Source organism: uncultured Serinicoccus sp., assembly GCF_947500995.1.
In the GTDB taxonomy this organism is placed as follows: domain Bacteria; phylum Actinomycetota; class Actinomycetes; order Actinomycetales; family Dermatophilaceae; genus Ornithinicoccus.
On the sequence record NZ_CANMUA010000004.1, the window covers coordinates 309,913 to 324,280 of the forward strand.

The 14,368-nt window shown below is 69.1% G+C and carries 18 protein-coding genes; 12 read left to right on the forward strand and 6 right to left on the reverse strand.

The features are described 5' to 3' along the window. Nucleotides 1-44 precede the first annotated feature (44 nt). The 9 genes from Q0967_RS08550 to Q0967_RS08590 all read left to right on the forward strand — a co-directional run bounded on the left by Q0967_RS08550 (nt 45) and on the right by Q0967_RS08590 (nt 6,515). Complete coding sequence (locus Q0967_RS08550) at nt 45-719, forward strand: GntR family transcriptional regulator (RefSeq protein ID WP_298749128.1); 675 nt, start codon at nt 45-47, stop codon at nt 717-719. A gap of 53 nt (nt 720-772) precedes the next feature. Beyond that, nucleotides 773-1,273, forward strand: coding sequence for an NUDIX hydrolase (locus tag Q0967_RS08555; protein WP_298749127.1), 501 nt, complete (start codon nt 773-775; stop codon nt 1,271-1,273). Nucleotides 1,274-1,320: 47 nt separating this feature from the next. Further along, the gene (locus tag Q0967_RS08560; protein WP_298749126.1) at nt 1,321-1,863 is read left to right on the forward strand and encodes a hypothetical protein; all 543 of its coding nucleotides are present in this window, start codon (nt 1,321-1,323) and stop codon (nt 1,861-1,863) included. 120 nt (nt 1,864-1,983) lie between these two features. Further along, nucleotides 1,984-2,571: a hypothetical protein gene (locus Q0967_RS08565; protein WP_298749125.1), complete on the forward strand. Its 588-nt coding sequence runs from the start codon at nt 1,984-1,986 to the stop codon at nt 2,569-2,571. 106 nt (nt 2,572-2,677) lie between these two features. Then, entirely contained in the window at nt 2,678-3,280 is a 603-nt protein-coding gene (locus Q0967_RS08570) for a copper resistance CopC family protein (RefSeq protein ID WP_298749124.1), read from the forward strand. 46 nt (nt 3,281-3,326) lie between these two features. Further along, complete coding sequence (locus Q0967_RS08575) at nt 3,327-3,905, forward strand: copper chaperone PCu(A)C (protein ID WP_298749123.1); 579 nt, start codon at nt 3,327-3,329, stop codon at nt 3,903-3,905. Then, nucleotides 3,902-5,206 carry a Dyp-type peroxidase gene (locus Q0967_RS08580; protein ID WP_298749122.1) on the forward strand — a complete coding sequence of 435 codons (1,305 nt, stop codon included), beginning with the start codon at nt 3,902-3,904 and terminating at the stop codon, nt 5,204-5,206. Before Q0967_RS08575 ends, Q0967_RS08580 begins: the two co-directional genes overlap by 4 nt. A 41-nt stretch (nt 5,207-5,247) precedes the next feature. Further along, nucleotides 5,248-5,928 carry a thioredoxin domain-containing protein gene (locus tag Q0967_RS08585; RefSeq protein ID WP_298749121.1) on the forward strand — a complete coding sequence of 227 codons (681 nt, stop codon included), beginning with the start codon at nt 5,248-5,250 and terminating at the stop codon, nt 5,926-5,928. Beyond that, entirely contained in the window at nt 5,925-6,515 is a 591-nt protein-coding gene (locus Q0967_RS08590; RefSeq protein ID WP_298749120.1) for a vitamin K epoxide reductase family protein, read from the forward strand. The genes Q0967_RS08585 and Q0967_RS08590 overlap by 4 nt, the downstream gene beginning before the upstream one ends. Before the next feature lie 54 nt (nt 6,516-6,569). On the opposite strand, the gene Q0967_RS08595 is transcribed toward Q0967_RS08590, so the two are convergent. From Q0967_RS08595 to Q0967_RS08615, 5 genes are all read right to left on the reverse strand, one after another. Further along, nucleotides 6,570-7,109, reverse strand: coding sequence for a DUF1697 domain-containing protein (locus Q0967_RS08595; RefSeq protein ID WP_298749118.1), 540 nt, complete (start codon nt 7,107-7,109; stop codon nt 6,570-6,572). Nucleotides 7,110-7,147: 38 nt separating this feature from the next. Next, nucleotides 7,148-7,660: a metallophosphoesterase gene (locus tag Q0967_RS08600; RefSeq protein ID WP_298749117.1), complete on the reverse strand. Its 513-nt coding sequence runs from the start codon at nt 7,658-7,660 to the stop codon at nt 7,148-7,150. Next, the gene (locus tag Q0967_RS08605) at nt 7,657-7,896 is read right to left on the reverse strand and encodes a hypothetical protein (RefSeq protein ID WP_298749116.1); all 240 of its coding nucleotides are present in this window, start codon (nt 7,894-7,896) and stop codon (nt 7,657-7,659) included. Before Q0967_RS08605 ends, Q0967_RS08600 begins: the two co-directional genes overlap by 4 nt. Nucleotides 7,897-7,990: 94 nt before the next feature. Further along, the gene (locus tag Q0967_RS08610; protein WP_298749115.1) at nt 7,991-9,208 is read right to left on the reverse strand and encodes a peptidase C39 family protein; all 1,218 of its coding nucleotides are present in this window, start codon (nt 9,206-9,208) and stop codon (nt 7,991-7,993) included. Nucleotides 9,209-9,845: 637 nt separating this feature from the next. Next, complete coding sequence (locus Q0967_RS08615) at nt 9,846-11,096, reverse strand: ATP-dependent endonuclease (RefSeq protein ID WP_298749114.1); 1,251 nt, start codon at nt 11,094-11,096, stop codon at nt 9,846-9,848. Nucleotides 11,097-11,975: 879 nt separating this feature from the next. On the opposite strand from Q0967_RS08615, the gene Q0967_RS08620 reads away from it, so the two are divergent. From Q0967_RS08620 to Q0967_RS08630, 3 genes are all read left to right on the forward strand, one after another. Further along, entirely contained in the window at nt 11,976-12,746 is a 771-nt protein-coding gene (locus Q0967_RS08620) for a hypothetical protein (protein WP_298753179.1), read from the forward strand. 186 nt (nt 12,747-12,932) lie between these two features. Continuing rightward, nucleotides 12,933-13,106 (forward strand): hypothetical protein, encoded by a 174-nt coding sequence (locus Q0967_RS08625; protein WP_298753181.1) that lies wholly within the window; start codon nt 12,933-12,935, stop codon nt 13,104-13,106. A gap of 101 nt (nt 13,107-13,207) precedes the next feature. Beyond that, a complete protein-coding gene (locus Q0967_RS08630; protein ID WP_298753183.1) occupies nt 13,208-13,714 on the forward strand; it encodes a DinB family protein in 507 nt (168 codons plus the stop codon). Nucleotides 13,715-13,767: 53 nt separating this feature from the next. Here the strand turns inward: Q0967_RS08630 and Q0967_RS17405 are convergent, their stop codons facing one another. Continuing rightward, nucleotides 13,768-14,205 (reverse strand): PH domain-containing protein, encoded by a 438-nt coding sequence (locus Q0967_RS17405; RefSeq protein WP_363322008.1) that lies wholly within the window; start codon nt 14,203-14,205, stop codon nt 13,768-13,770. Nucleotides 14,206-14,368 lie beyond the last annotated feature (163 nt).

Consider the following 14,368-nt stretch of genomic DNA (forward strand, 5'->3'; position numbering starts at 1 on the left):
GTATACAAGAGGTGTGCAGTCCTGGCAAGGGCTAGGCTGAGGTCATGGCCGAGCCGACGGAGACCGTCCCTCCCGCAGCAGGTGGTGCTGCCTCGGCCAGCGACCGCGCGTATGCCTGGATCCGGTCGGCCATCCTCGAGGGGTCCTTCGCCGAGGGGGACTTCCTCGACGAGGTGGCCCTCTCTGCGGCCGTGGGCACGTCCCGCACCCCCGTCCGGGAGGCGCTGCGCCGGCTGCACGCCGAGCGCTTCATCGACATCGCCCCCCGCCGGGGCGCGCAGGTGCGGACCATCACCGCGGACGAGATGCGGGAGGTCTACGAGGCCCGCCTGCTCATCGAGACCCATGCGGTGCAGGGCATCTGCGACCGGCGGGCGGGCGCCCCGCCGGAGGCCTTGGAGCTGCTGGACCAGATGGAGCAGGCCGGCCGGGAGCGGGCCTGGAACCGGTCGGCGCAGCTCGACCAGGCCTTCCACCTCGCCCTCGTGCGTCAGCACGGCAACACCGTGCTGACGCACATGTACGACGCCCTGCGCTCCCGGCAGGTCCACGTCGGTGCCCGGACGATCTCGACGGCACCGGAGCGCTTCCCGCTGATCCAGTCCGAGCACCGCAACATCGTGCGCGCGCTCGACGAGCACGACGCCGAGACGGCCATCACCACGTTGCGCGCCCACCTGCGCGCCGTGCCGGAGCTGGTCCGCGCCTTCTCGCACTGAGGCGTGCCGGCCCCTCCCCGGGGTCCCGGGCCGGAGCACCTAGGGTGCTGGTCGTGGGCGCAGTCGAGGACCGGGAGCCACCGGACGGCATCACCAAGCACTTCACCGTGGCCGTCTTCGTCGTCCACGCCGGGCACGTCCTGCTGCACCCGCACCCCAAGGTCGGTCTGTGGCTGCCGCCGGGCGGGCACATCGAGCCGCACGAGCTGCCGGACGACGCGGCGCGGCGCGAGACCCTCGAGGAGACGGGCCTGACCGTGGACCTCGTCGGCTCCCCCGGCATACCTCACGACGCGCCGGGCTCGCCCCGGCAGCTGGTGCGTCCGGAGGGCATCCAGGTGGAGGACATCTCGCAGGACCCGCCGCACCAGCACATCGACCTCATCTACTTCGCCGTCCCGCGGCCCGGCTGGGAGCCTGGCGCGGGCGGCCTGCCGCGGGTGTCCGACACCTACGGGATGACGTGGCTGGACGCCCCGGGGATGGCCGGCACACCCCTGACCGCCGAGGTGTCGGCGTGGGCAGCCAAGGCACTACACGCCGTCATAGTGTGACTGCTACACTTTGTAGTACCAAGTCGGACACGTCGAAAGTAGGCATCATGAGCTCCGCCACAGCTTCGGCCAGCACCACGGCCACCCGCCTCACGGCACAGGACCACGCGGTCCTGCCCGTGGCCGGTGCCTGGATGCTGGCCATCACCCGCATCGCCTTCGGCTTCTACTTCCTGTGGGCGTTCCTGGACAAGACCTTCGGCCTGGGGTACGCGACCCCCGGCGAGCGCGCCTGGGTCAACGGCGGCAGCCCCACCACCGGCTACCTCAGCGGTGTCGAGGGTCCGCTGGCCGGCTTCTACAACAGCATGGCCGGCATGGTCGTCATCGACTGGCTCTTCATGCTCGGTCTGCTGGGCATCGGCGTCACGCTCATCACCGGCGCCGGAGCCCGCGTGGGAGCCCTGGCAGGAGCGCTGATGTACCTCTTCATGTACGGCGCGGCCATCCCGACCGTCAACAACCCGTTCCTCGACGACCACCTCACCGGCGCCCTGGTGCTGCTCACCGTCGCCGCCATCCCGGCCGCGTGGAGCACCCTGGGTCTCGGCGACTGGTGGGCGCGGACCGCTCCCCCGGCTCTGCGCTGACCAGCGCCGCAGCCATCCCGACAGCCCCGGTCCCCCACCGGGGCTGTCGCGCGTGGTCGGGTCCGGTCCGTCCACCGGGGCGTCGGCGCCCGTCCAGACTCGATGTGTAGCGTGCACGCCATGGAGGGCACGCGGGGAGCCACGGTCTCGGGGCGCGGTATGCGCTGGGCCCGCGCCGTCCTCGTCTCCCTCCTCACCGTCCTCGTCGCGGTCGTCGCGCACGTGCTGGCCGGCGGAGCCACGGGCTCCTGGTGGCCGCTGCTGGTCGTCGCCGCTGCCGTCACCCCGTTGAGCTGGTGGTGGAGCGACCGGCGCTGGGGGACGCTGGAGCTGCTGGTGGTCCTCGGCCTCGCCCAGGGGCTGCTGCACGTGCTGCTGGCCACCGGCGGGGCCGCCGCCGGCTCGATGCACGCCGCCCACCACACCGGGGCCTCCATGGCCCTCGCGCACGGGCTGGCCACGCTCGTCACCGTGGTCCTCGTGCGGCAGGCCGACGCCGCGGTGCACGCGATCGCCGACCTGCTCCGGACCCTCCTCGACGTCCTGCTGCCGACGCTGGGCACCCCACGGGTGCCCACGACATACCCTCGACCGGCGATCGGCGCCACCGTCGCGCCCGTCCTGACGGGACACCGCCAGCGACGACACCCGGACCGCGGGCCGCCCTTCACGCCTCAGCTGCTCCCGTCCCCGACACCCGTGCCCTGATCACCGCGCACCGGGGGTCGGTCAGCGCCGTCCACCCCGGTGGCGGCATCTTCCCCCCTGGACCCGGTCGGGTCCGCCTCTCCTCGCGCACGGAGTCGAGTCAGCCATGTCCTCCCTCATCCACGCCGCCGGGCCCTCGCGGTCCGGGACCACCCGGACGCAGGCCCCGCTCGTGGCCCTCGTCGTCGCGATCGTCCTGGCGGCACTGGGTGCCGCTCCGGCCTCCGCGCACGACGCCCTGGTGTCCTCGACACCCGGGGACGGCGACGCGCTGCCGTCGGCGCCGGACGAGATCGAGCTCACCTTCACCGGTGAGATCCAGGACATCTCCCCCCAGCTGATCATCAGCGACGCCGAGGGTGTGCAGGTCGCGAGCATCGAGCCCGTCGTGGACGGGACCGTCGTGACGGCACCCGTGGAGGCCGACCTGACGGAGGGGGCCTACGACGTCACCTGGCGCGTGGTCTCCTCCGACGGGCACCCGATCGCCGGACGCCTCTCCTTCAGCATCGGTGACGCCGCACCGGCGGAGACCGACGCCGTCGAGCCGGAGTCGGGGCCCGACCAGGGCGCGGAGACCACCTCGCACGGGTCGGAGGACCACGGCGTGCTGGGTGGGCACGGGGAACACATCGCGATGGGCGCCGGCGCGGTCGCGCTGGCGCTGCTCGGCGTCGGCGGGGTCGTCCTGCGACGCCGCCGGGGCTGACGCTCACCACACTGCCGCGGCCCGGAGGCCGCAGAAGGAACCACACATGAGGACGACACACGCACGTTCGACGACCCCTGCCCTGGCCGCCGCCCTCACGGGCCTGCTGGCGCTCGCCGCCTGCGGCACGACGGAGGAGGACTCCCCCGCCGGGAGCGTCTCCACCGACGGCGAGGCGCAGGTGAGCATCACCGACCCCTGGGTCAAGGCCGCCGACGAGGGCATGACGGCGGCCTTCGGGACCATCACCAACCCGGGTGAGGAGGACGTCGTCGTGACGGCGGCCGACACCGGCGTCTCCACGATGATGGAGCTGCACGAGATGGCCACCGGTGACTCCGGCGAGATGGTCATGACCGAGAAGGAGGGTGGCATCGTCGTCCCCGCAGGGGGTCAGGCGGAGCTCAATCCCGGAGGTGACCACCTCATGCTCATGGACCTCACCGAGCCGCTGGAGCCCGGGCAGGACATCAGCATCACGCTCACCATGGAGGACGGGTCACGCTTCTCCTTCGACGCGCCCGTCCGCAGCTTCGACGGCGCCGAGGAGGAGTACATGGGCGACATGGAGGACATGGACGACATGGAGATGGACGACTCCGGCACGGAGACCGACGCTCCATGACGGCCGAGCACCCTCGGTCGGACGACCGGACCGCCGGGCCGGAGCAGCACGCTCCGGCCCGGCGGGGCGGGGTCTCGCGACGGGACCTGCTCGGTGCCTCCGCCGTCGGGCTCTCGGGCGTCACCGTCGGGGTGGTCGCCGGACGCGCGTCGGCGACGGAGCCCGGCCCGGCCCCGGCCCCGGCCCCGGAGCAGGAGTCGGCGGTCGTGCCGTTCCACGGAGCCCGGCAGGCCGGGATCACCACGGTGCCCCAGGACCACCTGACCCTCGTGGCGCTGGACCTGTCCGAGGGCGTCGACCGCGGCGCCCTGGTCCGGATGATGCGCATCCTCACCGACGACATCTCCCGGCTCACGGCGGGCGAGCCCGCGCTCACCGACACCGAGCCCGAGCTCGCCCTCTCCCCCGCCCACCTCACCGTCACGGTCGGTGTGGGGCCGGGCTTCTTCGACGCGGCCGACCTCGCCGACCGTCGCCCCGCCTGGCTGCGGCCCCTGCCGGCCTTCACGGTGGACGAGCTCGAGGACAGGTGGAGCGGCGGCGACGTGGTGCTGCAGATCTGCGCCGACGACCCGATCACCACGGCCCACGCCGCCCGCATCCTGTCCCGCGAGGTGCGCACCTTCGCCTCGGTCCGCTGGACGCAGCGCGGTTTCCGCCGGCGCGAGCAGGCACCGGAGCAGGCCGCCGAGGTCGGTGGTGGATCGGTGCGCAACCTCATGGGTCAGGTCGACGGCACCCGCAACCTGGTGATGCCGGGCGACGACGCGCTGGTCTGGATCGGCGCGCAGTCGCAGGAGTGGTTCGGCCCGGCGCCCGCCTGGGCCGTCGACGGCAGCGCCATGGTGGTCCGCCGGATCCGGATGGAGCTGGACACCTGGGACGAGGTCGACCGGCCGGCCCGCGAGTCCACGATCGGGCGGCGCCTGGACAACGGCGCCCCGCTCACCGGGGAGCAGGAGCACGACGAACCGGACCTGACCGCCGTCACCGAGCTCGGCTTCCCGGTCATCGAGACCTTCGCGCACATCCGGCGTGCCCGGTCCGACGACGGGAGGCAGCGCTTCCTGCGTCGCCCCTACAACTTCGACGAGGCGCCCGAGCCGGGCCGGACGTCGAACTCCGGGCTGGTCTTCATCACCTTCCAGACCGACGTGGACGCGCAGTTCCTGCCCATCCAACGACGCCTCGACGAGCTGGACCTGCTCAACCAGTGGACCACCCCGATCGGGTCGGCGGTCTTCGCGGTCCTCCCGGGCTGCACCCCCCGGTCCTACCTCGGTGCGTCCCTGCTGGCCTGAGCGCCGGCACCTCCCCTCCCACCTCTCAGCAAGGAGCCCCGATGCCTCGCCCACCCGTCCCCGTCGCGCCCACCCCACGCCACCGCGCCCTCCGCCCGCTGGTCGTCGCCGGCGTCGCGGTCGTCGCCGTGCTCGTCGTCCTCGCGCTGTGGCGGCCGTGGTCCGACGACACCTCCCCGGCGTCGGTCAGCCAGGACCAGGCCGTCGGCGAGACACCCCTGCAGCTGGGTCCTGACGGTTCCCCCGACGCCACCTTCGTCGAGTTCCTCGACTTCCAGTGCCCCGCCTGCGCGGCCGTCAAGCCGGCCATCGACGAGGCCCGGGCCGAGTTCGAGGGCGACGCGACCTTCGTCGTGCGGATGTTCCCGTTGGACGTCCACCCCAACGCGGTGCCCTCGGCGCAGGCGGCGCTGGCCGCGGACGCCCAGGGCGAGTTCGAGGGGATGTACGACCTGCTCTTCGCCGGGCAGACGGAGTGGGCCTCGCTGCAGGACCCCCGGCCGGTCTTCCAGGGGTATGCCGAGACGCTCGGCCTCGACCTCGCGCAGTTCGACGAGGACTACGAGGACCAGGCCACCCTCGACCGGATCGAGGCCGACCGTCAGGCCGCCCTGGACCTGGGGCTGACCTCGACCCCGTCCTTCGTGCTCGACGGCGAGGTCCTCGACCCCGAGTCCTACGCCGACCTCAGCGAGGCGCTGCGCGAGGCCGTGGGGTCGTGACGACCGCCACCCCCACCGACGCCCGGCCACCGGCATACCTCGGCTGGGTCGTGCTCGTCACCGGCCTGGGCGGGACGCTGGCCTCCCTCGTCCTGGCCGTCGAGAGGTACCTGCTGCTGACGAACCCGTTCTACGCGCCCAGCTGCGACCTCGGGGCAGCGGTGAGCTGCCGCGACGTGATGAGCTCGTGGCAGGGGGCGGTGCTCGGCTTCCCCAACCCCTACCTGGGGTTGCTGGCCTTCCCGGTGGTGGTCACGCTCGGCGTCCTCGTCGTCGGTGGCACCGCGCTGCCGCACTGGTGCTGGGCCGGCCTCAGCCTCGGGACGCTGGCCGGATTCGGCTTCGTGCTGTGGCTCATGTCCCAGAGCCTGTTCGTCATCCAGGCCGTCTGCCCCTACTGCGTCGTGGTCTGGGTGTGCGTCAGCGTGCTGCTCGTCCACGCCCCACGCGCGCTGTCCGACCCGGGCGGCGGACCGCTGGGGCGGACACGGGCCACCCTGGACCGCTGGTGGCCGTGGGTGCTCGGGGTCTGGCTGGCCGTGCTCACCCTGCTGGTGGCCGTGGTCGCCGCCCAGCTGGCCGGCTGAGCCGGGCAGGGCGGCGGGGACGCGGCGGTCCGGACGCCGAGGACAGACTGGCCCTCAGCGGGGGTCCGGTCCCGCGAGCTCGATGAGCCTGCGCACCGTCCGGAGGTTGCGCGCGGTGCCGGACACCCCGAGCGCCCGCCCGATGGCCGCGTCGCTCATCTGGGGCCGGCCGGCGCCACGGGCATACCTCAGGTGCATCTCGCGGCCGATGACCTCCCACCGGTCCTCGCCCGTCGGGAGCTCCCGAGCCGCGGCGACCGCGTCCTCGGTGGGTTCTGCACCGAGGAAGCAGACGTAGGAGAAGGCGGGGTCGACGACCTCGAAGGGGTGCTGCTCGAGGGCGGCGGCGACCTCCTGCGGGGTCCGGCTGATGACCTCGCGGAAGAACCCGCAGCGCTGCTCGACCGCCTGCTCGAGGCCGCGGTCGAAGGCGTGGGCCTCCCCCGGGACGGTGCACGCCATGTTGCCCGAGGCGATGTAGGTGACGACGTCGGACGCCCCGAGCGAGGCGGCCAGCTCGCGCCACACCGCCATCGGCAGCTTCGCGGTGCCGCCGACGTTGACCGCACGCACCAGGACCACCCGTCGCTCCACGCCCTGAACGTACCTCCCCGGCCGGTGTCGGTGCCGCCTCAGCCGCGTGCCTCGACGCGGTGGAGCTCCACCTCGCTCAGCGCACCCTCGGCGACGGTGCAGGTCAGGTAGGTGCAGTACGGCTGACGCCTCCGGTCGGTGGGCGATCCCGGGTTGAGCAGGCGCAGCCCCTCGTGCTCGGTGTCCCAGGGGATGTGACTGTGGCCGAAGACGAGGACGTCCAGGTCGGGGTATGAGGCGCGCATCCGTTCCTCGCGCCGCTGCTTGGCGCCGGTCTCGTGCACAACGCCCCACCGCATACCCTCCAGCTCCACCCGGGCCACCTCGGGCAGGCGGCGGCGCAGCTCCGGGCCGTCGTTGTTGCCCCACACGGCGACGAGCCGGGCAGCGCGCTGCTCCAGCTCGTCCAGCAGGTCCGGGGTGACCCAGTCCCCGGCGTGGACCACGACGTCGGCGGCGGCCACCTGCTCCCACACCTGGGCCGGCAGAGCCTTCGCGCGCTTCGGCAGGTGGGTGTCGGCGAGGAGAAGGAGGCGCAGGCCCTGACTCACCCGACCTCGGGGGTGTCGGTGCTGCCCTCGTCGTGGATCTCGTGGGCCATCTGCTCCAGGTCGCCGTCGTCGACCTCCACCTGGGCCTGCCCCATCCCCTCCTCGAGGTCCTCCCGGATCGTCTCGGGCTGGGCACCCTCGTCCCAGCTCTCCACGCGCTCGACGACGTGCTCCGCGGCCTCCTGCCGCGCCTCGGACTCCTCGGACCCGGCGTTGCTGCTCTGCTGCTCAGTCATGCCGCCACCGTAGCCACTGGCGAGCCGGGCCGCCCCTCCGACGGGTCCCGTCTCGCGATCGCCGACGCCGCATCACTCCTCGCGGAGGACCCGACTACCAGCTCCCGTGACGCTTGTCGGTCGGCACCGGGTGGGTGCGAGGGTGGATGAGGTATGCCGTGCCCCCGGAGTACTTGAGCCACACCGTGAAGAGCTCGGCGCGCCGGTAGACGAGGCGCACCCGGGCATCGGTCGAGGCCGCGGGGTCGTTGACGATGACGTCGCCGTTGCGGTCGAACCCACGGACGACGATGACGTGCCCGTTGCTGGAGGGTATGGGCGCGCCCCTCAGCTCTCCCCGCTTCCAGGCGATGCTGATGACGACGGGCACCCCGGCGCTGATCCACTCCTCGAGCTGCGCGAGCGAGCCCATCCGGGTGACGTAGGCGTCCAGGCCGTGCGTGGAGGCCCAGGCGGTGTTGAAGGGCCAGTTGCCGTGACCCCGGTAGGTGTAGTCGTAGGTCCGTGCCGCCGCACGGGGGACCGTCACGCTCGCGCCCCAGTAGGCGAGCACCATGGACGTCGACGTCGGCGAGCACCACACCTCGCCGCCGTCCGGGTAGATCATCTGGGAGCGCCGGGGGACGTCCAGGTCACGCCCCCACGCCTGCCTGTCCGAGTAGACGGGGAGCCCGGCCGCCTCCTTGGCCGAGTTCGACGCCATGACCGCCACGGAGCTCACTGCCGGGGTCCGGGTCCGGTCCGTGGTGAACAGCGTCAGCCGGTACTGGAAGCGGCTGTAGGCCGCTCCCCCCGCAAGCTTGAGCAGGTCCGTGTCCACGGTGCCATCCGCATTCCCCTGACCTGCCACGCTGCGTCGCTTGATCGTCGAGTTGTCCCGCGCCCAGATGCCCATGGTGTAGTACTTCGTCCATCGCGAGGCGGCGGCCCGGTAGGCGCGCACCTCGACCTGCACCCATGTCCCGGTCGGGGTGGAGGCGTTCCAGGACGCGATGAGCCTGTCGAACCGCTGGGTCGGGGTGATCGTGGGTGAGGTCAGGCGCCCGTAGTAATAGGTGACGGACGTGCCGTAGAGCGCGGCGTTCCGCCCCGACTGCAGGCCGCTGGACGCGAGCCGTATGTGGGCTCGGCCAGATCGGCTCTCCACCACGACCGCGGCGCGAGAGGCGCTCTCGAAGTGAGCGGCGGTGTAGTGGCGGCGGAGGCTGACGTAGGGCTGCACGGTGGCAGCGAGGGCAGGTGCCGCCGAGATCGCCATGACCGGCGGGACGAGTGACGCGGCCTGCAGAAAAGCCCGGCGGGTAGCGACCATGAGATTTCTCCCCTTTGCCGGGACGGCCGGCACCACCGCTGACCGATATGCCGGCCAGCGGATCGTGGGAGATCGTACGACAGATCGTGGCTTTCTCGCTGAGCAGAGCGCCCTTTCAGATGCCCGTCGCCTGGCGCGTCGTGAAGGCGGGGCGTCTCACCCTTCTTGAGCTCACAAGATCCCCCGTGCGTCCTTCGGAGGATCGTTTCACCGTTGGCAGACCTTGGATTCTGGACCGTCGATTCTGCATCGGTCACCGGGTACGCCGTCGGCCGTGCATGCAGGCCTCGTGACTTCCCCCGAAGCATTCGACCGCCGGCCCGCACGTCGTCGCAGGTCTCCACACGATCGACTCTCGCTGGTGACACGGGACGACGCTGATCAGGCCCTGTGATGTGCCCCCCCCCCACCGCCGAGGTTGACCGCCAGCGGCCACGACGCAGGCTTGCCGGATGCCGTGCTCGAGGCACCGTATGGGTGGCTCCCCCGCCCGCAGCCGCCGTGAGCGGTCGCCGGATGCCCCTGCCGAAAAGGTGGCCGTTGAGTCGATGTCGACCTGCGCAGTCGTGACATCACCCTCATGCCGAAGACAGGACGGGATCCGTCGTCGGGATTCTCGCCCCAACCCGCAGCTACGTCACACCGCGCTGCCAAGCTCAGCGGGAAACTCGGCGCCGCCCAAGGCCGGCCGTATCCACTCACGGAGAGTGTGAAGCACCTGTGGATCAAGGTCACCGAAGGCCGCCCTTTCGGCAATGAAGCCTCTCATCCAATCCGCCTTCGGTGGGTTCTTCCGACGCGTCTCGAGATAAGTAGAACCGAGCTTATGAGCCAATTCTAGCCCCGATTCAGCGGGCTCACCGAATCGCGTTGCATAGTTCGTCACGCCAGCGATTGGGGCGCGTGCAAGAAGGGCGTACTCGAGGTCGAACGGCAGAAGCCCGGCGCGGAGCCCCGATGATCTGGCTAAAGAATTGACTGAGGACGCCGCTGCCACATGGCGTTCGACGTCATGGTTGCCAAAAGCTTCCCGACTCTCGTCAATGGCTTGGCTGACGACTTCCGGAACGGTTACACGTGCTTCCCTGAGTCCTGCCCTCAGCCTAGGACCTGCGTCGCCGTCAGCCAACGCAAACCAGGAGATTGCCTCGCTTCCCGTCTGGTCGACATATCCGCGGAGGAGTCGAATCCACGGCGCGAACCGTTCACAACCCCCAACCTGAACCACCGCTAGCCTGCTGGCGATCCGACTCATGTTGGACAGACGAGCAAGTCGCCGGCGTAGTTGCTCGAAGACGGCTAGGTCTCCCGGTCCTTCCACGAGAAGCACCGATCGTGCGAATAGTGCCTCGGCGCCCTGCCCTGACATGAACGCCGAATCGATGTCGCCGCGCTCAGGGTCCAAGGCTGACGGCTCAAAGACACGATGATCTCGCAATAGGGCGACATCAGTAGCTCGTGCTTCGTCCAGCATGGCCGCGCTGTGCGTCGAGGCAACGAAGCGAAGGTCTGGTGAGTCAAGGAGCGCCTGTGCGAGTTCCCGCTGCGCGGCCGGATGCAGGAAGGTTTCAGGCTCCTCTAAGAGGAGAACTACCTCGGCTTCGGCGATCTGGGCCGCCGAACGCATGAGGCCCACAAAGAGCAGCGATTGTAGACCAGAACCAACCTCGTGCGCTGGTACCATGTTGATATCGTGTTCACCCGTGGTAAGCCGGAGTTGCGTTCCTTCAGCCAACAATCCCACGACTGCTTCTGCGTCGAGGTCAACGTTGATCATTGCATCATCGAAGAGTCCCCTTGCTTGCGCGGTCAACTCCTCCAGCAAGGTATGTACCGCCTTTTCGGCATTTGAAGATAGCTTAGATATTGACGATTGCGTCGAGGTCACGAGGTTACCCGGACGACCGTTTGCAGGTTTAGTCAAAGCCTCGACCAAGAGAGACCGTGCCTGGCCAGCGAATGCGTCGCGAAACCGTGAGGACGCCGCGTCCCGCGAGTTGGGAACATACACAAACCTGTACTGGCTGCGCAACGCTCGTAAGAGCTCCAAAGCCTTAGGGTCTGAGGCATCTGATTCGCCGCGCCTTGGCGGTCCCAGGTGCACGGAAACGCGGTCCCATCGCACCTTGAGCCGCAGTTGCACAACGCCTCCGCTCGCCGAAAACCTCTTGTGTCGGCGCCCATCAGGAATGGCTACGTAGAGCGTTATCCTCCTCGCTCGGCCACTCGTGTCGGCCGCTGGAACTAAGAGTTCTCGCTCCGCTTCACCAAGACTGCGCGAGCCACTTAGTAAGGCTTCGTCTGCCCTGTTCATCGCCCAATCAATCATGCGCAAAAGCGAAGATTTTCCGGCGTTGTTGGGACCGACGAGGAATCGGTGCGGCTGAGCGAGGTTCAGGCTGACGTTCCTGAAACCCCTGAGTCTCTCAACCCGCACACCTTGCAGCGAGCAGCGAAGTTCGGCCACCAGGTTCCCCCAATTGTGACGCCGAGCGAGGACGGTTGGCCCCAGGGTCTTCTCGCGCCGGAGAGCTGAGAGGACGTTCAAGAGACCTTCTGGCGACGAGGGTACTCACGTCAAAGCTGCGCGCGGCGGAGGGGGAAGTGCTGCACACACTCGCACGTATCAGCAGGGCTGACGGTCGTAGTAGCCGCACTGCGGACGCGGTAGCGCCGGCTCCTGCCGCAGATCGCTGGCCGAGCCTTGCTGGAAGTTCTGCGCGTGTGCTGCGATGGATCGGCAGCCTAGTCGGGGCAGGATGTACGCGTGAGCCAACTTGCGCGTCGCGCCGAAGCGATCGCTGCCCACCTTGTCGGGCACGCCCTGGGCGCGACGACACGCGAGTACGACGTGGATGGCCGTCAGGCCGCGGTCGACTTCATGCTCGAGTGGCCCAACGGGAGACGGGGAGCTCTTGAGGTCACTCTCATTACGGAGCCCGGCACGGCCCGATGGCAAGGGCTGGCCGGCAAGGAGTCCTGGCGCTGGCCAGCGTCGTCAAGCTGGCAATTTCGCTTGGCCGAGGCCGACATGCCGTACCGCCGCACCAGAGCCGCCGTGCTCCAAGCTGTCGCTACCTGCGACGAATGGGGCGTGGAAACTCCTGCGGATCTCCCGGGCCATGTTCTTGAGGAACAGCCCGACGTGGCGACACTCAACGAGGTCGGTGACCTTCGTAGAACCCGCTTGTCACCAGGAGTGGCAATACTCCCAGCAGTGCGCAGCGAGTTCGTCGAGGCGGCGTCCCCGGATTTCGTGCTCCTCTTGGAACAGTGGCTGGCGCTGTCACACATGCCCGCGCACGTCGAGAAGACAAGGTCTGCACCCGAGGTCGACGAGAGGCACTTGTTCCTCGTGCCTGTCGATGAGGTGCTGCCCGCTCGATTCTTCACCAATGACTTCCCAGCGCCCGGCCGCTCGCCCAACGGCTTCGAAGGCCTCGATGGTCTTTGGATATGGTCGAACTTCTGGCATCAGGTCTTAGCTTGGCGGGGCGCCACCTGGAATTGGTTGAACTTCCCTGCAAACGACCGCTAGCTGTTCGGAACCAGTGCACGCTCATGCCGCGGAGAAGGCGTTCAATCATGCTGGTGAGCGCACCGCACTAGCGGAGGTGCAGGTGATCGTGCAGGGTCGGCCTCAACGGGCCGCAACTCACCATTGCGTAACCTGTTCGCGCTGACAACCAAGTACGGGACAGTCGCCAATGAGGAGGAGGACAACGTGGATCCGCTCAGTGCTGCGGTGCTCTCGATCCTCATGTTCGGAGTGACCGCATACGTCATCTACTACGCGGTGCGCAAGGCCGTCCTCAGCGCCCTGCGTGAGTTCTACGGAGAGCCACAGTCCACGCACTCCCGCCCTGCGGCGGGTGACTCTGACCCTCCCAGCAAGTAGGTCTCCATCGTCGCAGGAGGGCTCCCTCCGCGCCCCGGAACAGCATCCGGATCTGCCGCAGGTGGCGCGACCTGCGGCATGCCATCGGGTTGGATGGGTGCATGCAAGACGATGCAGATCGCAGAGTCCTTCTCCAGCGCCAGCTCAGCATCATGTGGCGCTTCGCCGAGGAGTTCGTCTTGGGCGAGATCGACGAGGGTCTCGCGCTATGGAAGCCATCGGTGAACGTTTGTACCGTCCACCCACGGGAGGGCGGGTGGGTGGCGGACTGGCCGGACGGGGACAACCTGCCTTTGCCGGAGGCGACCATCGCTTGGCTCCTGTGGCACATCGAGTGGTGGTGGAGCGACACCGTCTCGCGCGTAAAGAGCGGGCCTCCCATCGCGCCTGCGGATCACCGCTGGACCGGAGGCACGACCGGGATTGCAGCGGCCAAGCAGCAGTGGGACGAACTCCTGGCCACCGCCGACCTGGACACCCCAGTCGATTGGCTGATGCCGGATCCTCAGCCCCTGTGGTTCATCGCCTCCTGGGTCAATATCGAACTGACGAAGAACCTCACCGAGATCAACCAGGTGAAGATGCGGCGAGCCAACCTCGACTCGTAGCACAGGGCCAAACGCCCCGCATCGACTTCACTCTCATGCCGCGCTGTGAATAACTACGCTCGTCCGATCACACGAGGGGGACCTGGCTGTCCGGCACGAAGCTCCTGCAATAGAGGCGCGTCAGCCGCGGGAACGCCCGGCAGAGGTACTGTTGTCCCATCCTTGAGTTTGGCTCGCACGGCTGTCGCCCTCCCGTTGACAGGACCTACTTCCAACCCCTCAACAGTGGACCAAGGCAGACGCCTCGTTCTGAGCTGTGTGACCTGGATGCCCTGATAGTCCGCTGAGGACCCAATTCGCGCCATGCCCATGAAGCCGAGACCCGCAACGAAGTTGCACACAGCAGATACTTGCGTGCCCCAGTGGACGTCGTCGCGGAAGAGAGTTCCGATCAGGAAAAGGGTGGTGAACGGTAGCCAAATGCGAGCGAAGACGCGCCACCACCGGCCCTGTTGGCGCCAGACGCTTCGCTCACGCGGATCTTGGGTCATTGAGCACTCCCAGAGAGACGGTGGGCGCCACCCTACGCGGATTCTTCGGCGCACGCTTCTGCCGCACTGAGCGTGGCCGCACGCTACTGGCACCCCTCTGTGTCAAGACGCCGCTGGCAGGGTCGTTCTAGGCTTTGTGGTGGCGGGTCCGGGAAGTGGCTTG